The following is a 20,770-nucleotide window of genomic DNA, read 5'->3' on the forward strand; positions in this document are numbered from 1 at the left end:
TCAAAGCCCGTACCCTAATGATTCATATTGCAAACGACAAATGCCCGAGACAAGGGAAAAGCAACCGTAAATAACTCAGCTCATGTTCAAATCGGTTAACTCAGCCTTAACGCCACAGTCAGAGACTCCATATCACCGCACACCCTCAGCTCTCCCCCGCTGACGCCCAGTGCGGCAGGCTCGTTCGGCTTCGTGCCGGGCGCCTATCCGTTACGCTGGAGTCCCTTCATGAACATCCGTCCCTTCCTGCTCACCGCCACCCTCGCCTGCTGCTCATACACCGCATTGGCCCAAGCCAACGACACCTCCGCCACATCGAATCAAGCACCCTACCAATACGGCATGCCACTCCACGTGGCGAAGGTGCTGTCGCTAACCGAGCCGCCGACCTCGGAATGCAAAGTCATCACCGCCGACATGAAATACATCGACAACACCGGCAAGCCCGCACAAATCAGTTACAGGAAATTATCTGACGCATGCAGTCGGCAGAACTGACAGACGCTTCTGATTTTCCGGTTCGCCATAGGCGTGGGGTGGCTCCGACGGTTATGCTCGGGGCCTTCCCTACTGCCGCAAGGATTGGCCATGCAGTTGTCGTTCCGCACGTTGTCGAGCTTCACTTCAATCCTGTGTTTTTTGCTGGCGCTGGTCTGGGGATTTTTTCCGGAGGTGTTGCTGGCGATCTGGAGTATTGGCTATTCGGAAGGCACTGGCGTAGTCGCAAGGCGCAGCGCGGTGCTGTTTGCGGCGTTGGGGGTGATGTTTTATTTGCTGCGCAATGCTCCGCCGTCAGCGGCACGCAGTGCACTGAGCAATGGTTTCATCGTCGGCTGTTTCGGTTTGGCGGCGTTGGGTTTTGGAGAATGGCTCAATGGCCATGCCGGCCCCGGGATTTTGCTCGCGGTGCTAGTCGAGTTCGCGCTGGGCCTTGGTTTTGTACAGGCCCGGCGCGTGACGGTCGAATTGGGTGAAACGCTGGGTTAAACCGCTCGAGAACGAGCGCTGGTTTGATGCGTATTGGTTTGTTGCGCGAGATCGGATCGCAGTCCTGCGACCAGGTTGTTGATTTCACGGCAGCTGTTCAGGCGGCTGGCGTCGATTCCACTGACGTAGAGATCGGCTTGGTCGGTTCGATGGTCGCCAAATACTTTGACGGACATCGACAAGTCGGGTGACAGCGTGCACTGGCAGCGTTTCGGCAAGAAGCTGCTTTCAATGATATTGCGTAATTCCAAGGCAGATAAAAACATGGCGAACCCTCTCCTTTCTGTGCGATTGCCAATCAAGTATTCACGCTGACCCTTTGCTGCGCCTTCACGGGTGTGCCCCCGCTGTTTCCTTGGCGCGGCAAATGGTGGTACTGCGAAATGCCCATTGGAGTGTAGGCGCCCAAATCCAGTGCGCCTCACCGGAAGAACGCATAAAGCGTGCCTTTGATCGGTTCGTTTTACGCCCTTCAAAATCAAGCACTTGGAAATGTGGCCAGTATCCTGCTATTTGCAAATTGCATGAATGGACCACCCGTCCCCTGCAATCTGCAATCTCCGGGCAAATTTGCTTTCGAAGACTATGACGGCAAGAATGTCTCCCATTGCAATTCAACCCGCACGGAGGCCTCCATGAATTCCTTAAGCGTTTGCGCGATCACCGGCCTGTTGATCGCCAACCTTTCCACCCTCGCCCACGCCGCCAAGCTCGAAGACGTCGCGCCGTATCCCAAGGCCGAAGCCGGGTTTACCCGACAAGTCATCCATCTGCCCAAGCAAGAGCAGGAAGAGAATTTCCAGGTTGAAATTCTCGCCGGCAAAACTCTGGAAGTGGATTGCAACCGTCAACGTCTGGGCGGTGTGCTCGATGAAAAAAATCTGCAAGGCTGGGGCTATCCGTTCTATCGTCTGGAAAAAGTCATTGGCCCGATGAGCACGCTGATGGCGTGCCCGCCCGGCAGCCAGAAAAAGCGCGCTTTCGTTCCCGTCATCGGTGACGACTTCATGTTGCGCTACAACAGCAAGTTGCCAGTTGTGGTGTACGCGCCGTCGGACGTCGAAGTGCGTTATCGCATCTGGTCGGCGTCGGAAAAAGTCGGCACCGCCCTGCAGGAATAACCGGAGCGCTTGTTACGCCGGCACGCCGCAAGCAGCGGCGCGCTCGGCGACATGGCGCAGGCTGTCGAAGTTGATGTTGGCCCCGGAGTCGATGGCGACGAATGTCTGATCGCGAACGCCGCTGCGCGCCACGTACTGCTTGATCCCCGCCACGGCCAGCGCACCTGAAGGTTCAGTGATCGAACGGGTATCGTCGTAGATATTCTTGATCGCGGCGCAGAGCTCGTCATTGCTGACCGTGATTACCTCATCTACACAAAAACGGCAAACCTCAAAGCCATACGCGCCGATCTGCGCCACCGCTACGCCATCGGCAAAGGTACCGACGCTTGGTAGAACCACCCGCTCGTCCGCGCGCAAAGCGGCTTGCAGACAGGCCGAATGTTCGGATTCGACGCCAATGATCCGCACTTCCGGGCGCAGGTATTTGACGTAGGCCGCGATACCGGCGATCAAGCCTCCGCCGCCGACCGGGATAAAGATCGCATCCAGCGCGCCTTGATGCTGGCGCAGTATTTCCATCGCCACGGTGCCTTGTCCGGCGATCACTTCGGGATCATCGAACGGTGAAACGAACGTGCATCCGGTGTGTTCAGCCAAATGCAACGCGTGGGCCAGAGCAAACGGGAAACTCTCGCCATGCAGCAGTGCTTCGGCACCGCGACTGCGCACGCCGAGGACTTTGAGCTCAGGGGTGGTAGACGGCATGACGATCGTCGCGCAGATGCCCAACTCCCGTGCCGCCAGCGCTACACCCTGCGCGTGATTACCCGCCGATGCAGTGATCACTCCCCGCGCTCTCTGCTCTTCGCTCAGTTGCACGAGTTTGTTGTAAGCACCACGGATCTTGAAAGAGAACGTCGGTTGCAGATCTTCGCGCTTGAGCAAGATCCGGTTGCCCATTGTTTCAGACAACGCTGGCGCAAACTGCAATGGCGTACGCACCGCAATGTCGTACACCGGCGCGGCCAGAATCTTTTTCACGTAGTGCTCAAGCAGTGCTTGCTGGTCGGGGCTGTGCGGCATGGTCGTCTCCTGACATTTTTCAGAACCCCGGAGACAGAAAGTAAAAACCCGCCTCTAGGGCGGGTTGGGTGCTGCAGTCGTAAGCTAGCCCGCCAAATGAGGAATGGCGGTAATAATGCTTGGCTGGCGGCGCGATACGGTGAAAGTCATGGGCTGGAAATTAGCCTGCCGGCGGATGACAAGTCAATGGTCAATTGTGCTTCGCGCCGGTAGGCTGGCGATTCTGCTCATCACACCAAGGAAGGAAAGCATGATGTCCATCGCCCTGCCTCTCACCGCTTTGCTCGCGTTCAGTGGGTACACAGTTTCGGTAATGCTCCAGGCTGAACAGTCACTGATCGACTTCGGCATCAGCCTCATGTCACGACCAGACACCGCGCAGGTAGTCATCGATCTGTACCTGCTGGCGACACTGGCCGGTGTTTGGATGGTCAAGGACGCCCGGTCTCGGGGACGCTCCGTCTGGTCGGTAGTGCCTTATTTGCTGCTGACCACCGTGTTCGTTTCAGTGGGGCCGCTGTTGTACCTGGTGATTCGCGGAATTCAGGAACGGCGCAAATCTGCCGCTGCGCCGTCGGCCCAGCCTCACAATTTTGAATCTTCCTGAGAACTGAACAGTCACTGCAAATGAGAACAACAACTTCCGCTCCAAGCCGATGAACGTGGAGATTGACCATGAACATTCGCCAAGTGCTGTTCGCCGTCCCGCTGCTGGTCGCCGCCCTGGCCAGCCCTGCTGTTTTCGCCGTCGATGAAAGCGACGCCGTGAAAAAGCCCGAATGCCCGAAAGGCCAAGTGTGGGACAGTAAAACACAGCAATGCGTGTTGCAGACCAGCGGCACAACGCAGCCCTGATATTCGTCATACGGTTCAGGCCGTGGCCGGCAACCACAGCCTGAATCGCGCGCCACCCAGCGGCGAACTTTCAACCGTCAAGGTACCGCCCTGCGCTTCCAGTGCGCGGCGGCTGATCGCCAGACCGAGGCCGAATCCGCCGGTCGCGCGATCACGGCTGCGGTCGAGCCGATAGAACGGTTCAAAGATCCGCTCGCGCTCGTCGTCGGGAATGCCGATGCCATCGTCGTCAACCCATATATCACAACCGCCGGCAATGACCTGCACGCCAATCTGAATGCGCTTTTCGCAATAGCGCATGGCATTGCGCAACAGGTTCTGGATGGCCCGGGCGGTCAGGCGCGGGTCCAGCGCAAAGCGTTCGAGCTGACCGTGCAGCAGAACGTCAATCACGATGTCAGGCGACTCTAGTTCCTCATCGACACTGCCGAGAATGCTGTCGATGAACTCATCCAGCGACACCTCGATGCGCTCGGGCGATTGCGCCGGGTTTTGCAAACGGCTGTAGGAGAGTAATTCCAGTACCAGTTCATCCAGTTCACGGATGTGTGCGACCAGGCTCTGCAAACGCTCGCGGCTGGCGGCAGGCAAGTCTTCGGACAAAGCAAGCGCCAGGCCGAAATCCAGACGTGTCAGCGGCGTACGCAGTTCATGCGAGACAGCGTTGAGCAAGTCGCGCTGCTGATTGAGCAGGTTTTCGATATCGCCAGCCATGGTGTCGAACACGTTGGCGAGGCTGCCGATGTTCGAACTCGGTGCTATTCTGGTCCGCTCGCTCAAGTGTCCTTTGCCAAAGCGTTCGGCGGTCCCTTTCAGGCGCTCCAGATCGCGCCAGTGCGGACGCAGCCAAAGCAACAGGCAGCCGAGCAACATGGCGCCGATCAGCACGTTGATGCTCCAGTACAACAGATCGACGTCGACCGGATCGGGCGGCACGACCATGCGCACGGCCATGTCCGCATTCAGCGGAGTTACCGCCAATGTTCGCCAGCCCCAGTCGCCGATGCGCACCACGTTTTCACCACGGTGCAGACGTTCCTGCTCGATGGGCGTGAACACCGGGTCGTCGATTGGCGTCAGGACGATGTGCAGCGGCTGGAATTCCTTGTCCATCGCCGCTGCAATCTCCGGCCACTGCTCTTGCGGCGCAGCATGAAACTGCTTGGTGATCAGCGATTGCAGACCTCGGGAAAAGTCGAGGTTGTAGGTGACGAAGCGATCCCGGAAGGCCATGACCACCAGATCCGGCACCAGATAGATCGCCGCGCTATAGGAGACGATCGTCACCAGATACAGGCGAAACAGAATGCGAAACATCAGCTCAGCATTCCCATTCGGAGCGGCTGAACAGATAGCCCTTGCCCCACACAGTCTTGATCTTGCGCGCCTCGCCGGCGTGATCGTCGAACTTGCGTCGCAGCTTGGAAATCGCCACGTCCACCGAGCGATCGGTGCCGTTGAATTCAATCCCGCGCAGACGCTGAAGAATCTGATCGCGACTCAGCACTTCGCCGGCGTGCCGGGCCAGCACCACCAGCAGATTGTATTCACCGCTGGACAGCTCGACCGCTTGGTCGCGCCAGGTCACGGTGCGTTCGGAGAGGTCAATGCACAGATTGCCCATGACGATCCGGTCATTGACGGCCAACGGTTCGCCGAGGCTGCTGCGCCGCAACAAGGTACGCACCCGCGCCAGCAGCACCCGTGGCTCGCAGGGTTTGGTGACGTAATCGTCAGCGCCCATTTCCAGGCCCAGCACCTGATCATGGCTGTCATCGCGGGCCGTGAGCATGAGGATCGGCAGTGTCGCTGAATCGGCGCGCAGCAAGCGGCACACCTGCAAGCCGTCGAGGCCCGGCAGCATGAGGTCGAGGATCACCAGATCCGGCGGACTGATCCGCGCCCGTTCGCGCACATGGTCGCCACGGCCGATGACGCTGACGGAATAACCGTTGCGCTCCAGGTAGCTGGAAATCAGTTCGGCGAGGGCGGTGTCGTCTTCGACGAGGAGGATGTTGGGCATGGGGTGTTCCAGAAAATGCTGTGGCGACAGTCAGGGCTCATTCGCTCGCACATTGAAATGCGATCTCCTGTGGGAGCGCGCCTGCTCGCGAAAGCGATCGAACTGTCGCAATAAATTTCAAGGCCTGCAGGATATACGCCCTCGCGCACCACCGAGCAAAACCCTTACACAATTTCACACAGCAACTACAAAGCTTCACCGCTAACCTCCCCGTCTGGCCGTAGGATGCGGCCTTCAATATTGGGGGTTGTACATGTCTGGAAAACTGCTGGCCGGGCTCGGCCTGATCGCATTGGCGCTGACGCTGAGCGCTTGTGATTCATCCTCGAACGCCGAAGAGCAGACGCCGCCGGCCACCGTGCGCGTAGAGACCATTAAAGCCGAGCCCCTGTCGATCAGCAGCGAACTGAGCGGCCGCATCGCCGCGCCACGGATTGCCGAAGTGCGTGCGCGAGTGGCGGGCGTGGTGTTGCAGCGCACCTATCGCGAAGGGAGCGACGTGAAAAAAGGCGATGTGCTGTTCCGCATCGACCCGGCACCTTTCAAGGCGGATCTGGACAGTGCCGAAGCCGCGCTGCGCAAAGCCGAGGCCAACGCCTTTCAGGCGAAACTGCAAGAACAACGCTATTCGCAGTTGATCGAGGACCAGGCCATCAGTGGTCAGGACTATGACAACGCCCGCGCCGCTGCCCGGCAGACCGCCGCTGATGTCGCCGCCAGCAAGGCAGCGCTGGAACGGGCGAAACTGAACCTCGGTTATGCCACCGTGACCGCGCCGATTTCCGGCCGCATCGGCCGCGCGCTGGTCACCGAAGGTGCGCTGGTGGGGCAGAACGAAACCACGCCGCTGGCGCTGATTCAGCAGCTCAACCCGATCCATGCCGACCTCACCCAGTCGACTCGCGAGCTCAATGAACTGCGCCGGGCGTTCCGTTCCGGGCAGTTACAGGAAGTCGGTCAGGACCAGGTCAAGGCCACACTGATTCAGGATGACGGCAGCCTGTATCCATTGCCTGGCAAGCTGCTGTTCAGCGACATTACCGTTGATCCGGGCACTGGCCAAATCATCCTGCGCAGTGAACTCCCCAATCCGGATCTCGACCTGCTGCCGGGCAGTTTCATCCGCGTACGCCTTGAACAGGCAACCATTCAGAACGGCATTACCGTGCCGCAACGCGCGGTGCAGCGTGACAGTGCTGGCATTGCCCAGGTGCTGACCGTCGATGAGCAGATGCGCGTGGCGCAGCAACCGGTGCAACTGGGTGCGGTGCAGAACAATCGCTGGATCGTCACCGGCGGCCTGAAGCCCGGCGACCGCATTGTCATCGAAGGCCTGCAACACGCCCGTCCCGGGGAAAAAGTACAGGTCGACGAAACCCCTCTTCCACTTGCCCAGACCACTGGTCAGTAAGCAGGACGCTCTTATATGCCGCAGTTCTTTATCGACCGCCCGGTGTTTGCCTGGGTGGTCGCCCTGTTCATCCTGTTGGCCGGTGCGCTGGCCATTCCGCAGTTGCCGGTCGCGCAATACCCGGACGTCGCACCGCCGCAGATCGAAATCTATGCCGTGTACCCAGGCGCCTCGGCGCAGACCGTCGATGAGAGCGTGGTCAGCCTGATCGAGGAAGAGCTCAACGGCGCCGATCACCTGCTCTACTTCGAATCGCAAAGCAGCCTCGGCAGCGCGACGATCAAGGCCACGTTCCAGCCGGGCACCAACCCGGAACTGGCGCAGGTCGACGTGCAAAATCGCCTGAAAGTCGTCGAGTCGCGCCTGCCGCAAGCAGTGAACCAGCAGGGTTTGCAGGTGGAGAAAGTCTCTTCCGGTTTCCTCTTGCTCATCACTTTGACCTCCAGCGACGGCAAGCTCGATGACGTGGCGCTCAGCGATTATCTGGCGCGCAACGTGATGAACGAGATCAAGCGTCTGGACGGTGTCGGCAAGGCGCAGTTGTACGGCGCCGAACGGGCCATGCGCATCTGGATCGACCCGCGGAAGCTCATCGCTTTCAACCTGACGCCAGCCGATGTCAACGAGGCTATCGTTGCGCAGAACGCCCAAGTTTCAGCGGGTAGCATCGGTGATCTGCCGTCGCCTTCCGCACAGGAAATCACTGCGACGATTCTGGTCAAGGGCCAGTTGTCGACGCCGCAGGAATTCGCCGACATCGTGCTCAAGGCCAATCGCGATGGCTCCACGGTGCGCATCGGTGACGTCGCGCGAGTGGAGATCGGCAGTCAGGAATACCAGTTCGGCACACGCCTCAACGGCAAGCCCTCCACTGCCGTTGGCGTGCAGCTCTCTCCCGGCGCCAACGCACTCAACACCGCAACGCTGGTGCGGGCGAAGATGGACGAGCTGGCGCGCTACTTCCCGGCGGGCGTGGAGTACAAGATTCCGTATGACACCTCGCCCTTCGTCAAAGTCTCGATCACCAAAGTGATCTACACCCTTGGCGAAGCGATGCTGCTGGTGTTTGCGGTGATGTTCCTGTTCTTGCAGAACGTGCGCTATACGCTGATCCCGACACTGGTGGTGCCGGTGGCGTTGATGGGCACGTTCGCGACCATGCTGGCGCTGGGCTTCTCGATCAACGTGCTGACCATGTTCGGCATGGTGCTGGCCATCGGCATTCTGGTGGATGACGCCATCGTCGTGGTGGAGAACGTCGAACGGATCATGGCCACCGAGGGCCTGTCGCCCAAGGAAGCCACGCGCAAGGCAATGACGCAGATTACCGGCGCGATTATCGGCATCACTCTGGTGCTGGTCGCGGTGTTTATTCCGATGGCGTTCATGCAGGGCTCGGTCGGCGTGATCTACCAACAGTTCTCGCTGTCCATGGCGACGTCGATTCTGTTCTCGGCGTTTCTCGCCCTGACGTTGACGCCGGCGTTGTGCGCAACATTGCTCAAGCCTGTCGCCAAAGGTGAGCATCACGAGAAGTCCGGATTCTTTGGCTGGTTCAATCGTCGTTTCGAACAACTGACCGATCGCTATCAGGGTTGGGTCAGCTATGCGCTCAAGCGCACTGGTCGCTACCTGATGATTTACGTCGTCCTGTTGATTGGACTTGGGTTCTGTTTCGCGCGCCTGCCCTCTTCGTTTCTGCCTACAGAAGATCAGGGCTACACCATTACCGATATCCAGCTGCCGCCGGGCGCGACCAAGAACCGCACCGTGCAAGTAGCCGAACAGCTCGAAGCGCACAACGCCGGTGAGCCGGGGATCAGTGACAGTGTCGTGATTCTGGGTTTCAGCTTCTCCGGTAGCGGCCAGAACGCGGCGCTGGCGTTTTCGACGCTGAAGGATTGGTCGGAACGTGGCAGCGACGATGCCGCAAGCTCGATCGCTGACCGCGCCAACGCGGCGCTGAGCCAGATCAAGGACGCCATGGCGTTCTCGGTGCTGCCGCCGCCAGTAGATGGTCTCGGCACCTCAAGCGGTTTCGAATTCCGTTTGCAGGATCGCGGTGGCCTGGGCCATGCGACCTTGATGCAGGCGCGTACGGAACTGCTCGCGGCCGCCGAAAAAAGTCCGGTACTGATGAACGTGCGCGAAAGTGCGCTGGCCGAGGCACCGCAAGTGCAATTGGTCGTTGACCGCAAGCAGGCGAACGCCTTGGGTGTTTCATTCGCCGACATCGGCAACGTGTTGTCCACTGCCGTGGGTTCGAGCTACATCAATGACTTCCCCAATCAGGGGCGCATGCAGCGCGTGGTTGTGCAAGCCGAAGGCGATCAGCGCAGTCAGGTCGACGACTTGCTGAAAATGCATGTGCGCAACAACGCCGGGAACATGGTGCCGCTGTCGGCGTTTGTCCAGGCCAACTGGATTCAAGGCCCGGCGCAGTTGACCAGGTACAACGGCTATCCGGCGATTGCCATCTCCGGCGAACCGTCTGCCGGGCACAGCACCGGCGAAGCGATGGCGGAAATCGAGCGTTTGGTAGCGCTGGGGCCGAAAGGCCTGGGCCAGGAATGGACCGGGCTGTCGCTGCAGGAGCGTTTGTCCGGCAATCAGGCGCCGATTCTGCTCGGCTTGTCGCTGCTGGTGGTGTTCCTGTGTCTGGCGGCGCTGTACGAGAGCTGGTCAATTCCGACGTCGGTACTGCTCGTTGTCCCGCTGGGTGTGCTCGGCGCGGTGCTGGCGGTGACAATGCGCGGGATGCCTAACGACGTGTTCTTCAAGGTTGGCCTGATTACCATCATTGGCCTGTCGGCGAAGAACGCGATCCTCATTATCGAATTTGCCAAGAGCCTGTATGACGAAGGTCACGACCTGATCGATGCAACGTTGCAGGCTGCTCGCTTGCGCTTGCGGCCGATCGTGATGACCTCGCTGGCGTTCATTCTCGGCGTGGTGCCATTGGCCATCGCCACGGGTGCCAGCTCGGCGAGTCAGCAAGCGATCGGCACTGGCGTGATCGGCGGGATGATCACCGCCACGCTTGCGGTGATCTTCGTGCCGGTGTTCTTCGTCGTGGTCATGAAGCTCGTACAACGATTCACCAGACGACACTGATCAAACTGTGGGAGCGAGCCTGCTCGCGAATACGTCCGGTCTGCCAACGCTAATGTTGGATCTGCTGAAGTCTTCGCGAGCACGCTCGCTCCCACAAAGTTGACAAACATCCTGCACAGTGGCCACATCTGTCATCGCTGGGCTAAGGTGTTCAAACCACCCTAGCCCACCGAGCTTTCATGCCCTTCCTCGCCCGCACCCACCCTCGCCTTTCGGCTGCCGCCGTGCTCGGCCTAGCCACCGGCCTGCTGGTCCCCGCCGACTCCATCACGAGCAAGATTCTTATCGGCTGGAACACCGGCGTGTGGACTTACCTGATCCTGATGTTCTGGCTGACCATACGCGCCAAGGCCCCGGACGTTCGACGCATTGCCGAAGTCGAAGATGAGAACGCCGGGCTGGTGCTGTTCGTGGTGTGCATCGCCGCACTGGCCAGTCTGGCGACCATTACCTTCGAACTTGCCGGCAGCAAGGATCTGGAAACCACGCGCAAACTCATGCATTACGGTTTTACCGCGCTGACGATAATCGGTTCGTGGCTGCTGATTGGGGTGATCTTTTGCGTGCACTACGCGAGGTTGTTTTACACCTGGAACGGCAAGGAGCCGGCACTGCGTTTTGCTGAAGGACTGACCACGCCCAATTACTGGGACTTTTTGTACTTCTCGTTCACCATCGGCGTGGCTGTGCAGACTTCGGATGTGGGGGTTGCAACGCGGGATATTCGAAAGATTGTGCTGGCGCAATCATTGATTGGGTTCGTGTTCAATACGGCTATTTTGGGGTTTTCGATTAACATTGCGGCAGGCTTGTTCGGTTGAATATCGCACGGCAACCCCAAGCATAAAAACAACCTCTTGCATAGCTGTAATATCTGACAGTTTACAAGTCAGCATAGGTCGTCTTATATGAGTTATCCACGCACTCTTATCCTACGATGCTGCTTGGATCTTCCCGACTCGATAATATGGAGATTGAACTCATGAGCAGCGCAGCACTGAAAATTGGCTATAACCAAAACGATTTCATAGACGAATTCACCGCCGACTTGGAAGACGGGACGAAATTCAGAGCTCTGTATACAGAATTAATATCTGGCACGACTCCCGGCAGGGGTGACGTCTACATCGTCATTGCCTATGACCGTGAAAAGCCATTCGTGCGGACCTTCACCATCGTTTTTGAAAAATCCAAGCTTGAGGCGTCAACAGCTATTACAGACGTTGATGTCGGTGCAAATGTTACTTACAACAGCTACGAAAACCAAGAGCTCCCTACTTTACAAAAAGCGACTTCGGGCACCCTAGAGTATAAACTGGACACGGAAACCAACCATTTCACTGGCACCTTCACAGCGGACATAGCTAAATCCGACGCAAGTGGAACCTTTCCGTGCATCGCGAATTTCGACACCTCATTGACTTGACCAAACATTAAAAACATCAAAAGCCCCATCATGAATGAAGGGGCTTTTTTATAACTCGTTAATTCATTTATTTACCATTTGAATTGAAGACCAAGCGTAGCGCCGATCGGCATTTCGATATTGTTGCCCCTCATATATTCCAGTTCCGCATGCGCCTGCCATCGATCCGACATGTTAAGCGCAGCACCGCCGCCAACTTTTACACGCGAACCGGAGAGGTCGTTATTGAATACATTATTATTGACCTGTACTTCGTTGTTCTTTGAGAACTCGTGAGCTAGAGCCACACGAGCATAAGGCTGCCAGACAACGCCGTTGCGCAATTTCAAGTTTCGACCTAACGTCATACCGCCCTCGGCACGCATGGAACGGGTACGATCACCCTCCACAATCAAGCCGTTCGCCAACTCATAATCCTTGCCCTGGATTATTGCAGCACTGCCTTGGATATACGGTTCAATGAAATAGCCTTGATCGAATGCGAAATGGCGTCCGAACTCAATGGATCCGCTGACACCAGTGTTGTCGTAATCGCCCTTCGTACGATTGCCATCACTCAACCCGACTTTAGCTTCATTCTGGAAATGATTGAACTTGACGACGTTATCAAGGTAATAGCCTTTGGCATTGTCGATCCAGGTGAGATAGGAGCCCACATAGTAACTTTTGATCGTGCCGCTGGTTCCGCGGTGCAAATTCAAGTCAGAATGACTTTGCCCGGCCATGGCGCCCAACAGCCACTGTCCACCACCTATAGGAAGCGGAGCATCTGCGCCAAGCGTGAAACCTTGCTGATCTTGCCGATAACCATCACTAAACGCGTCCGAAACATTGTACTTACTGCCATACGCCCTGCCCCACGGGCCGGATTTAGAGTGATTGAAACGCACTTCACCCATACGGCTGCGCAAAGACATGGCCTCTCCATCCAGCACAGTGATGGCAGTATTGAAAAGCGCTGTGACAGCGCGAGTAGATGGGCTGACCGTCCGAGCAGTCGGATCGAGAAACCAGTCGTTGCCGCTTTCGCTCTGTTTCAAGCCATAGGAAAACGCACCTAAATCGACCTCGCCATTGACGTTGGCCAATGAGAATTTGGCGTCACCGCCGGCGACATGCACAAGATCCACGGGTTGACCGCTTGCCAGCTCTGTCCCGGTTGAGGCGACCAACAAACGATGATCTCCAGTCGCTGTTCCTGTGATATTCAGCACGTCGGATTGATTTGTTGCGAAATTGACATTCATTTCAAACAGGCCACTACCAGAAAGGTTGTGCACGGCCAGTCGATTGAAAGCGGTATCGGCACCGATCCTTACCGTACCACCATCGAGCACCAAATCGCCCACCTGACTATTGCCCGTCATATTCCAGCGTGACGTCGAATCGATAGTGGCGCTGTAGACATTGGTCATGACACCGGTCAATTGCGAGTTTTGCTGCAGCGCAACAGCAGCAGTTGCCCCAGTATCGGCTGTCACATCTCCGGTCAACGAAGCCTGCTTGAAACCAAGCGCTGCCGTACTGGTATCCGCAATCTGCACATTGCCCTTCAGGTCACTGCGCTCCACATTGACGTCCGCATTGCCCAGCCCCTTGACTTCAATAATGGTCCCGGTGCCACCCGTCAGCCTAGAGCCGTCGAGGACGTCGATCCGGGAAGCGGCAGCGCTCGTACCCTCATAATCCACGACAATTGCCGACCCGCTTTTGCCCTCAACGCTCGAACCTCGCAACAGCAAATGGCTGCCAGGCAACCCTGCACCTTCCAGTCCAAGCCGTACGCCATTCTGGCCACCGAGTATCTGGCTGCCTGCCGTGGCGGAAGCGGAACCGCTCAGCAACGTTATACCAAAACTGCCTGCCCCCGTCCCTTCGATAGTGGAACCTGAGAACTCCAGAGTACTGAAGGCCGTTGCACGAGCTCCGCCTGTTACTCCCCGGATCGTGCTGTCACTGACTGTCACCTTCGAGCCGGAATTGACGTTGATGTTGCGCCCGGCTTGCAGCCCAAGGCGATCACTGGAGATAGTGCTGTTGCCAGAAATCCTCACGGTACTGTTGGCTAATTCAACCCCGGCACGCGCATTGCCACCTGTCACAGTGGTACCTGCCAGGTTTACGACTGATCCATCGGAGGTAGAAATCCGCTGAGTAGTGGCGCCTACCGCATTGACTTGAGATTGCCGAGCGACGATGCCCAGAGTCTCAGCCTGATCGATATTCAATGTCGCCCGCTGTGAAAGCTGCCAGGACTCCACATTATCGCCTCTGTCGACGGTGTGAGCAGTTCCCACCAGTCCGGCGGCGAACGCAGACTCGCAAGCCAGCAGTGAGAAGCAGAATGAAGACGTTCCACGCCAGATAACGGTCTTGGCACGAGTGCGAAAATATGTGGTTGTCCAACGAGATGAAGTACTCAAATCCAATTCTCCAAATATACGACGATGGTGATAGATCGAGTAGGATCCTTCACCCAAGGCGGCGCCAAACTACCGATCCGTTACGCATTGGTATGTAGGACATGTCCGATATTGCTAAATTGTGTTTTTCCAATCGTTGCCAACCGCCGAGACAACGATTGTCTCGGCAGTAATCTGACAAGCCTAAATTGTCGGAGTACCTTCACAATAATTGTTGCTTGAATTTAGTAGCGACACCTCATTAAAAAACTCTTCAGAAGGATTCGGAGCACCCGAGATAAGTATCGAATACCAAACCTTGATATAGCCATTTGGCAATCCGGAACTGAATGGTGGTTGAATGGGCTTAAGTTTAGTTAAATACGGCTTGACGTTAAGAACGAACTCCGCCGGGTTTTCGGTTCCAAGTACGGTGTAAGTGTCACTAAATTCTGTACCTAGGATTTTCTTGGTCCCAAGCGGATCTTCATAGCCTTCGGAGTAAACTGTAACAACGGTGTCTTTCGGCATATTCACTGCATCTATTGTCACGGTCACCGGCAACTCTCGATCAGGCCGGGTAAGATATGCGCATGATACGTATCCATTGAAAAGCGTGACTGTTGGCGCTACTAAGTCGACCTTGGCGAGATCCACTTGGACTGCAGTATTAAGTGACTCTGTGACGGCCGGACTGGTGGCGCTATTTTCGATCGTCCAACATGCCTGTTTTTGACCTGGCGCCCCAATTATTGCATCAAATTCATCTGGCTTCATCGTATGGGTCAATGGGTCCGTATCACCCGCAGTGAGCGCAAAGTCAGCAATTTCTTCGCCGTTTATCAAAAACCTGGCAATGTCACCTGCTACAGGTACCCACGTGTCTCCGGTTTTTATCATCGGTGTGCTGAATGTGATATCCGCCAAACGGTCGGAAGCGGTGATGTGGTTCTTGGTTCCCGACGCGCCCACCACTGTAACTTCAACCATGTTAGGGTTTTTGATGTCGGGAAAGCCTGGGTTACTTGGGCCGGGGGCAAGCAAATTGATTTCGGAGGCGGTACCTGGCGGAGCAACTTCCGGATCAGTTCCACGAAAAAATTTATAAGATCCATTAATCGTCACTGCCGCGGTCGCGTTATCCCAAAGCGCCAGTAATCTGCTGGTTGTGATAGGGAACTGCAACACAGTGGCGGCCCCCAAGACGCGAATCCCCAAACCAACTGAAAGCGTTCCATTGGTGACAGCTGCAGCGATGCGGTCGGTGTCTTGCGCATTGTCGGGGCGCTTGACATTCAAATACACCGTACCCTGCAGATCGTTGAGGTCGATTGGATCCGGAGAGATACCCTGCGGAAACTCACAATCGTGAAAGATTGGAAGTGGCTCTCGAGAAATTTGATAATCATTGGCAACCGCTAGTTCGCTGATGTTGCCCGTCGCGTCCGTCAATGTGTACCAGAGATATTCCCGCGAATTTGTTTTTGGCAATTCAGCACTTGGCACTTCAACTGTATCCGCTGTTAATCGCTGAGTATGGAGCAACTTTCCAGTTCCATATGTAGGGCCCGAGTACACATGAATCGTGTCGCTTGCATTATAAAACTCGTAGCTCCGATTGATGCTTATTTGTAAAAACTCATTATTTGCCAGCCATGCGTCGTCGACAGTTTTATTGGGCAAATTCAGGTAAACAGCTCTTTCCGGCTGAAATTTCGTACCCGAGCCCTTGTCCACTTCTGGTGGATTTCTATCGATTTCTACAGTGAACCAATTCGAGTCATCCCGATTGCCGTTCTTCCCGTTAAGTACGCTTAACTGAAACTCCCATCTTGTTGAAAATTTATTCACATCATCATCCAGCAGCGCCGCGGTCGGCACGCTGATAAGCACTTCCGTCTGGCGGCCGGCGACGAGCCCCAAATCGTCATCCGCAATCATGGTCTCAGTCCCGCCAGGGCCTTTTCGCTGGTACAACTCATATAAATCGTTATCTTCGGGCGTCAGGATTGTTGACGTAAGGAATCTTACCTGCGCTGTACCTGAATCAATGATGGTTTTCGGCAACAGCCTACCGGGTAGCAAGCCAACAAATTCGGGATCAGCCAAGCGTACCCCTACGTTAACGTTGGAAGTACGCAGCGCAAGACGACTACTTTTACCAAGAGCAACAGCAGACTGCGGCTTACCGTTAAAGATTGAAGTATTCACGTTCATTTCCTCGTATTAATTAAAAACCTAAGCCGCACACAAGCAACTTCCTGCCGCCGACATGCATGATGTAGAGGCCAGACCGCTTTGATTGCGACTGTGTTACAACATTTACTTCAAAGGACCGCCGCCACAGGGCACTGGGCAGCCTGGTTCAATGCGGTCTATTTTCACCAGACCGGGATGTGATGCATAAATCGGCACCCCCCGACGGAGGATCGTGTATCGGGCGATGGCAGAATGCTTGTCAAACATAGGCCTTATAAAAGGATCAAACGGAATATCTATAACAAACCCTTTAACAGGTTTATCACCATCAATTATTTCCCTGAACGTATGTTGCGGAGTGAGTACAGGGAGAGATCCATTCAATGTCGCAAACCCCTGCCAGATGAGTACACATACATCCTCGTACTGAAATATATTCGCAGCCTCAGGCACTATCTGGACTCGTATTTTCTCGCCAACCCAAGGATCAGTGTCGCAATTGATATAGCCATAAAGATCTGCATTCGGAAATGCTGGCGGCCGAAGCGTGGGGGTGAGAGCGTGGACGATTGTCAGCTTACGCGTGGGCGATTCATCAGGGTTACCATTCCTTCCCACAAGCACATAATAAATTTCGGCAACACCGTCTTCTATCATATGCTCTGCTGTGAGATCGAATTCGAACTCTGGCTTATCGTTGATGTAGGTATATCTGTCGTTGAAAATTTCCGTTGTTTTCGAGCTTTGCTCCCAACAAACATAAAGCTCCGTGTAGTCTTCATCTTCTCCTGGAAGCGGTTTTTGTGGAAAATTTGCCCAGCGCGGTATTCTCCCTTTTGTACCGTTAATCAAAATATCTGGCGGCACGTGGCCGTCCGGGTCTGATGAACTAATGCCATCTAATGTAAAAGGCTCCGCGGTGAGCTGATTACTCTGCTCCATGTTATCTACTCTCTGCGATAATCTGCTGTGTGCACGACAATCAAGTCTGTGTTGGCCCGATTAGGCGCCGGATTCTCCCTTTTGCCTACTGTCATATCTGACAGGTCAAATGACCGTCTGTCGGATTAATCGGATGGATCACTGCAGGCGAATATCAGAGCACTTGACGATATTTCGTTTTTCGGAGAACACTGAAACCGGTTTCAGAGCTGTCCCCGCGATATAAAAATAAGGTCTATACGCCCGTGAACGACTTTTCCGCCGCCCAGCGCAGCCGCGTGACCATGCTCGATGTCGCCGAGCGGGCGGGCGTGTCCAAGGCAAGCGTGTCGCGCTTCATTGGCGATGACCGTCCCCTGCTCTCCGAAGCAATTGCCTTGCGCATCGAACAAGCCATCGCCGAACTCGGCTACCGCCCCAACCAGATGGCTCGCGGTCTGAAACGCGGGCGCACTCGCCTGATCGGCATGCTGGTCGCCGATATCCGTAACCCTTATTCGATTGCCGTGATGCACGGGGTGGAAACCGCTTGCCGTGCGCACGGCTACAGCCTGGTGGTGTGCAACACCGACCGCGATGATGAGCAGGAGCGCCAGCATCTGGCGCTGTTGCGCTCGTACAACATCGAAGGGCTGATCGTGAATACCCTGGGCCATCACCGTGACGAATTGCATGAACTGCGCCGCGAGATGCCGCTAGTGCTGGTCGATCGAAAGGTCGACGGGCTCGACAGCGATATGGTCGGGTTGAACAACTCGCAAGCGGTAGAGATGGCGGTTACGCACCTTGAGCAACGCGGATATCGCGATCTTTTGCTGGTCACTGAACCGTATGACGGAACCAGCTCGCGGATCGAGCGGGTCAGCAGTTTTCAGGCGCAGATTGCTCAGCGCTCGACCCTGACTGGGGCGATGCTGGAAACCGGTGATGATCTGAACGCGCAACTTCAAACCTTTTTAAACACACCCGGTGATGGCCCGAAAGCGCTTTTTTGCGCCAATGGCGTGGCGGCGCTGGCGGCGACTCATGCGTTGCGCGCACTCGGTGTGCGCTTGTTCGAGGATGTCGGGTTGATTGCCCTGGATGATCTGGATTGGTATCCGTTGGTGGGCAGTGGGATTACTGCGTTGGCGCAGCCGACGCAAGAGATAGGCGCGCGGGCATTTGAGTGTCTGCTCAAGCGCTTACGCGGGGATGATGAGGTGGCGCGGGTGGTGGATTTTGCGCCGGTGCTGATTGAGCGGGGTTCGACCCTGGGGATTGGCAGTGACTGATCGGGCGCTTTCGCGAGCAGGCTCGCTCCCACAGTTGGAATGCGGTCACCTGTGGGAGCGAGCCTGCTCGCGAAGGGGCCCAGAAGAACACCGCAGAACCAACTGATATTTTTTTGAACAAAAATGAAACCGGTTTCAGAGGTCAATAACAATGAATAAACCAGCCGTTTCCATCAGTCTGTCCAGCTACGGTGCAGAGCTTGTGCGCCAGCGAGGCCAGGATTCTTTTATCGAGGTACTCGCGGCAGCCGGCGCCAATCGCATCGAGTGGCGCGAAGAACTGCTGACCCGCGAAGACCCTTCGCAACTGGCTCAGGCTACCCAAGCGCAGGGCTTGCAGAGTATCTATTCCTCGCCCACCGAACTGTGGCTGGCCGGGCAAGCACAGCCGAATCCCGAATTGATTACCGCGCTGCAACAGGCTCAGGCATTCGGTTCGAAATGGCTGAAGGTCTCGCTCGGTTATTTCACTGACAACTCTGATTTGCAGGCGCTGGCTGAGCGACTCAAGCAAAGCCCGGTGCAACTGCTGGTAGAGAACGACCAGACCTTGCACGGCGGGCGCATCGAGCCATTCCAGCGTTTCTTCGCCGCCGTCGAGCAGCACAACCTGCCGATCAAGATGACTTTCGATATCGGCAACTGGCACTGGCAGGACCAGTCGGCCGCCAGCGCCGCCCGCGCGCTGGGGCGTCATGTCGGTTATGTGCATTGCAAAGCCGTGGCCCGCCGCGCCGACGGCAAACTGGTCGCCGTACCGCCAGCTATCAGCGACCTGCATTTGTGGGAACAACTGCTGCGGCACATGGACCAAGGCGTTATGCGCGCCGCCGAATACCCGCTGCAAGGCGATGATCTGGTGCAACTTACCCGCGAGCACGTCGCCGCCCTCGCCCGCCTCGGTCAATCGCGTCTGGAGCCAGCTTATGTCTGAGATCGATATTCTTTCCTTCGGTGAAACCATGGCAATGCTCGTCGCCGAGCAGACCGGCGACTTGGCTAAGGTCGAGCAGTTTCACAAACGTATTGCCGGAGCGGACAGCAACGTCGCGATCGGCTTGTCGCGGCTGGGTTTCAACGTCGCGTGGCTGAGCCGGGTCGGTAACGATTCGCTCGGGCGCTTTGTGGTCGATACGTTGATCAACGAAGGTCTGGATTGCAGCCACGTCGAAGTCGACGAAAACCATCCGACCGGCTTTCAGTTCAAATCGCGCAACGATGACGGTAGCGATCCGCAGGTCGAGTATTTCCGTCGGGGCTCGGCGGCCAGTCATCTGTCGACACAATCGATCACGCCGTCGCTTCTCAGCGCCCGCCATCTGCACGCCACCGGCATTCCGCCGGCGCTGTCAGCTTCCACTCGGGAAATGTCCTTCGAACTGATGACCCGCATGCGCAACGCCGGGCGCAGCGTGTCGTTCGACCCGAATCTGCGCCCGAGCCTGTGGGCCAGCGAGGGCGAGATGATCCGCGAGATCAACCGCCTCGCCGCCCTCGCCCACTGGGTGCTGCCGGGGTTAAGCGAAGGTCGCTTGCTGACTGGTTTTGATGATCCGGCGGACATCGCCGCGTTTTATCTGGATCAGGGTGCCGAAGCGGTGGCGATCAAGCTTGGGCCTGAAGGCGCTTATTACCGCACGCACCTCGATCAGGGTTTTGTCGCTGGCGTGCCGGTGAGCAGCGTGGTCGATACCGTGGGCGCCGGTGATGGCTTTGCGGTGGGGATGATCAGCGCCCTGCTCGAGCACCAGAGTTTTGCCGAGGCGGTGCAGCGGGCGAACTGGATTGGCAGTCGCGCGGTGCAGAGTCGTGGCGACATGGAGGGGTTGCCGACCCGCCAAGAGTTATCGGTTGAATTTGAATCCGCCTTCGCGAGCAGGCTCGCTCCCACATTTGGAATGCAATCGCCTGTGGGAGCGAGCCTGCTCGCGAAGAGGCCTGCCTGATCACCGCAAATCAATGAACCTGCTGCGACAAAAACAACAAGCTC

The 20,770-nt window shown here is 56.6% G+C and carries 18 protein-coding genes and 1 pseudogene; 12 read left to right on the plus strand and 7 right to left on the minus strand.

The annotated features are described in order from the left end of the window. Positions 1–228 precede the first annotated feature (228 nt). Together OC605_RS11015 and OC605_RS11020 are read left to right on the plus strand one after the other, a co-directional pair. On the plus strand, positions 229–498 hold the full coding sequence (locus OC605_RS11015) for a DUF2790 domain-containing protein (RefSeq protein WP_262137073.1): 270 nt from the start codon (positions 229–231) through the stop codon (positions 496–498). A 90-nt stretch (positions 499–588) separates the two neighbouring features. Beyond that, positions 589–987 carry a hypothetical protein gene (locus OC605_RS11020; protein ID WP_122750481.1) on the plus strand — a complete coding sequence of 133 codons (399 nt, stop codon included), beginning with the start codon at positions 589–591 and terminating at the stop codon, positions 985–987. On the opposite strand, the gene OC605_RS11025 is transcribed toward OC605_RS11020, so the two are convergent. After that, on the minus strand, positions 984–1,253 hold the full coding sequence (locus tag OC605_RS11025) for a DUF1652 domain-containing protein (protein ID WP_243241059.1): 270 nt from the start codon (positions 1,251–1,253) through the stop codon (positions 984–986). The genes OC605_RS11020 and OC605_RS11025 overlap by 4 nt on opposite strands. Before the next feature lie 369 nt (positions 1,254–1,622). Between OC605_RS11025 and eco the strand changes: the two genes are divergently transcribed. Beyond that, positions 1,623–2,108 (plus strand): serine protease inhibitor ecotin, encoded by a 486-nt coding sequence (gene eco, locus OC605_RS11030; protein WP_262137078.1) that lies wholly within the window; start codon positions 1,623–1,625, stop codon positions 2,106–2,108. Positions 2,109–2,144: 36 nt separating this feature from the next. Here eco and ilvA read toward each other — a convergent pair. Next, positions 2,145–3,134: pseudogene (gene ilvA, locus OC605_RS11035) on the minus strand (threonine ammonia-lyase, biosynthetic); the annotation flags it as partial. 250 nt (positions 3,135–3,384) lie between these two features. Here ilvA and OC605_RS11040 point away from each other — a divergent pair. Beyond that, entirely contained in the window at positions 3,385–3,741 is a 357-nt protein-coding gene (locus OC605_RS11040; RefSeq protein ID WP_186569134.1) for a DUF2834 domain-containing protein, read from the plus strand. A gap of 68 nt (positions 3,742–3,809) precedes the next feature. Then, the gene (locus tag OC605_RS11045; protein WP_071172577.1) at positions 3,810–3,989 is read left to right on the plus strand and encodes a hypothetical protein; all 180 of its coding nucleotides are present in this window, start codon (positions 3,810–3,812) and stop codon (positions 3,987–3,989) included. Between the two features lie 15 nt (positions 3,990–4,004). On the opposite strand, the gene OC605_RS11050 is transcribed toward OC605_RS11045, so the two are convergent. After that, positions 4,005–5,306, minus strand: coding sequence for an ATP-binding protein (locus OC605_RS11050; protein ID WP_262137080.1), 1,302 nt, complete (start codon positions 5,304–5,306; stop codon positions 4,005–4,007). 4 nt (positions 5,307–5,310) lie between these two features. Then, positions 5,311–6,012 carry a response regulator transcription factor gene (locus OC605_RS11055; protein WP_016774890.1) on the minus strand — a complete coding sequence of 234 codons (702 nt, stop codon included), beginning with the start codon at positions 6,010–6,012 and terminating at the stop codon, positions 5,311–5,313. 253 nt (positions 6,013–6,265) lie between these two features. Here OC605_RS11055 and OC605_RS11060 point away from each other — a divergent pair, with 253 nt between their 5' ends. The 4 genes from OC605_RS11060 to OC605_RS11075 all read left to right on the plus strand — a co-directional run bounded on the left by OC605_RS11060 (position 6,266) and on the right by OC605_RS11075 (position 11,963). Continuing rightward, on the plus strand, positions 6,266–7,423 hold the full coding sequence (locus tag OC605_RS11060; protein WP_262137082.1) for an efflux RND transporter periplasmic adaptor subunit: 1,158 nt from the start codon (positions 6,266–6,268) through the stop codon (positions 7,421–7,423). Between the two features lie 15 nt (positions 7,424–7,438). After that, the gene (locus OC605_RS11065) at positions 7,439–10,537 is read left to right on the plus strand and encodes an efflux RND transporter permease subunit (protein WP_186569097.1); all 3,099 of its coding nucleotides are present in this window, start codon (positions 7,439–7,441) and stop codon (positions 10,535–10,537) included. Positions 10,538–10,716: 179 nt separating this feature from the next. Next, entirely contained in the window at positions 10,717–11,358 is a 642-nt protein-coding gene (locus OC605_RS11070; RefSeq protein WP_262137084.1) for a DUF1345 domain-containing protein, read from the plus strand. Positions 11,359–11,519: 161 nt separating this feature from the next. Beyond that, on the plus strand, positions 11,520–11,963 hold the full coding sequence (locus tag OC605_RS11075; RefSeq protein ID WP_186569099.1) for a hypothetical protein: 444 nt from the start codon (positions 11,520–11,522) through the stop codon (positions 11,961–11,963). Between the two features lie 71 nt (positions 11,964–12,034). On the opposite strand, the gene OC605_RS11080 is transcribed toward OC605_RS11075, so the two are convergent. From OC605_RS11080 to OC605_RS11090, 3 genes are all read right to left on the minus strand, one after another. Beyond that, positions 12,035–14,386 (minus strand): autotransporter outer membrane beta-barrel domain-containing protein, encoded by a 2,352-nt coding sequence (locus tag OC605_RS11080; RefSeq protein ID WP_262137086.1) that lies wholly within the window; start codon positions 14,384–14,386, stop codon positions 12,035–12,037. A gap of 183 nt (positions 14,387–14,569) precedes the next feature. Next, on the minus strand, positions 14,570–16,576 hold the full coding sequence (locus tag OC605_RS11085; protein WP_262137088.1) for a hypothetical protein: 2,007 nt from the start codon (positions 16,574–16,576) through the stop codon (positions 14,570–14,572). A gap of 111 nt (positions 16,577–16,687) precedes the next feature. Next, positions 16,688–17,506: a hypothetical protein gene (locus OC605_RS11090; protein WP_262137090.1), complete on the minus strand. Its 819-nt coding sequence runs from the start codon at positions 17,504–17,506 to the stop codon at positions 16,688–16,690. 245 nt (positions 17,507–17,751) lie between these two features. On the opposite strand from OC605_RS11090, the gene OC605_RS11095 reads away from it, so the two are divergent. The 3 genes from OC605_RS11095 (at position 17,752) to OC605_RS11105 (ending at position 20,726) form a co-directional block, all read left to right on the plus strand. Next, on the plus strand, positions 17,752–18,780 hold the full coding sequence (locus OC605_RS11095; protein WP_316044655.1) for a LacI family DNA-binding transcriptional regulator: 1,029 nt from the start codon (positions 17,752–17,754) through the stop codon (positions 18,778–18,780). A 151-nt stretch (positions 18,781–18,931) separates the two neighbouring features. Then, complete coding sequence (locus OC605_RS11100) at positions 18,932–19,714, plus strand: sugar phosphate isomerase/epimerase family protein (RefSeq protein ID WP_262137091.1); 783 nt, start codon at positions 18,932–18,934, stop codon at positions 19,712–19,714. Continuing rightward, positions 19,707–20,726, plus strand: a complete 1,020-nt coding sequence (locus OC605_RS11105) for a sugar kinase (protein WP_262137093.1) — start codon at positions 19,707–19,709, stop codon at positions 20,724–20,726. Before OC605_RS11100 ends, OC605_RS11105 begins: the two co-directional genes overlap by 8 nt. The last annotated feature ends 44 nt before the right edge of the window (positions 20,727–20,770 follow it).

It is taken from the genome of Pseudomonas sp. Marseille-Q5117, assembly GCF_946901175.1.
Taxonomy (GTDB): Bacteria; Pseudomonadota; Gammaproteobacteria; order Pseudomonadales; family Pseudomonadaceae; genus Aquipseudomonas; species Aquipseudomonas iranensis.

Excerpts from the sequence above, each read along its gene's own strand:
- OC605_RS11070 (WP_262137084.1), top strand. The coding sequence starts at position 10,717 with ATGCCCTTCCTCGCCCGCACCCACCCTCGCCTTTCGGCTGCCGCCGTG.
- OC605_RS11090 (WP_262137090.1), bottom strand. The coding sequence starts at position 17,506 with ATGGAGCAGAGTAATCAGCTCACCGCGGAGCCTTTTACATTAGATGGC.
- OC605_RS11100 (WP_262137091.1), top strand. The coding sequence starts at position 18,932 with ATGAATAAACCAGCCGTTTCCATCAGTCTGTCCAGCTACGGTGCAGAG.
- OC605_RS11075 (WP_186569099.1), top strand. The coding sequence starts at position 11,520 with ATGAGCAGCGCAGCACTGAAAATTGGCTATAACCAAAACGATTTCATA.
- OC605_RS11025 (WP_243241059.1), bottom strand. The coding sequence starts at position 1,253 with ATGTTTTTATCTGCCTTGGAATTACGCAATATCATTGAAAGCAGCTTC.
- OC605_RS11105 (WP_262137093.1), top strand. The coding sequence starts at position 19,707 with ATGTCTGAGATCGATATTCTTTCCTTCGGTGAAACCATGGCAATGCTC.
- OC605_RS11060 (WP_262137082.1), top strand. The coding sequence starts at position 6,266 with ATGTCTGGAAAACTGCTGGCCGGGCTCGGCCTGATCGCATTGGCGCTG.
- OC605_RS11045 (WP_071172577.1), top strand. The coding sequence starts at position 3,810 with ATGAACATTCGCCAAGTGCTGTTCGCCGTCCCGCTGCTGGTCGCCGCC.
- eco (WP_262137078.1), top strand. The coding sequence starts at position 1,623 with ATGAATTCCTTAAGCGTTTGCGCGATCACCGGCCTGTTGATCGCCAAC.
- OC605_RS11015 (WP_262137073.1), top strand. The coding sequence starts at position 229 with ATGAACATCCGTCCCTTCCTGCTCACCGCCACCCTCGCCTGCTGCTCA.
- OC605_RS11055 (WP_016774890.1), bottom strand. The coding sequence starts at position 6,012 with ATGCCCAACATCCTCCTCGTCGAAGACGACACCGCCCTCGCCGAACTG.
- OC605_RS11050 (WP_262137080.1), bottom strand. The coding sequence starts at position 5,306 with ATGTTTCGCATTCTGTTTCGCCTGTATCTGGTGACGATCGTCTCCTAT.
- OC605_RS11040 (WP_186569134.1), top strand. The coding sequence starts at position 3,385 with ATGATGTCCATCGCCCTGCCTCTCACCGCTTTGCTCGCGTTCAGTGGG.
- OC605_RS11065 (WP_186569097.1), top strand. The coding sequence starts at position 7,439 with ATGCCGCAGTTCTTTATCGACCGCCCGGTGTTTGCCTGGGTGGTCGCC.
- OC605_RS11020 (WP_122750481.1), top strand. The coding sequence starts at position 589 with ATGCAGTTGTCGTTCCGCACGTTGTCGAGCTTCACTTCAATCCTGTGT.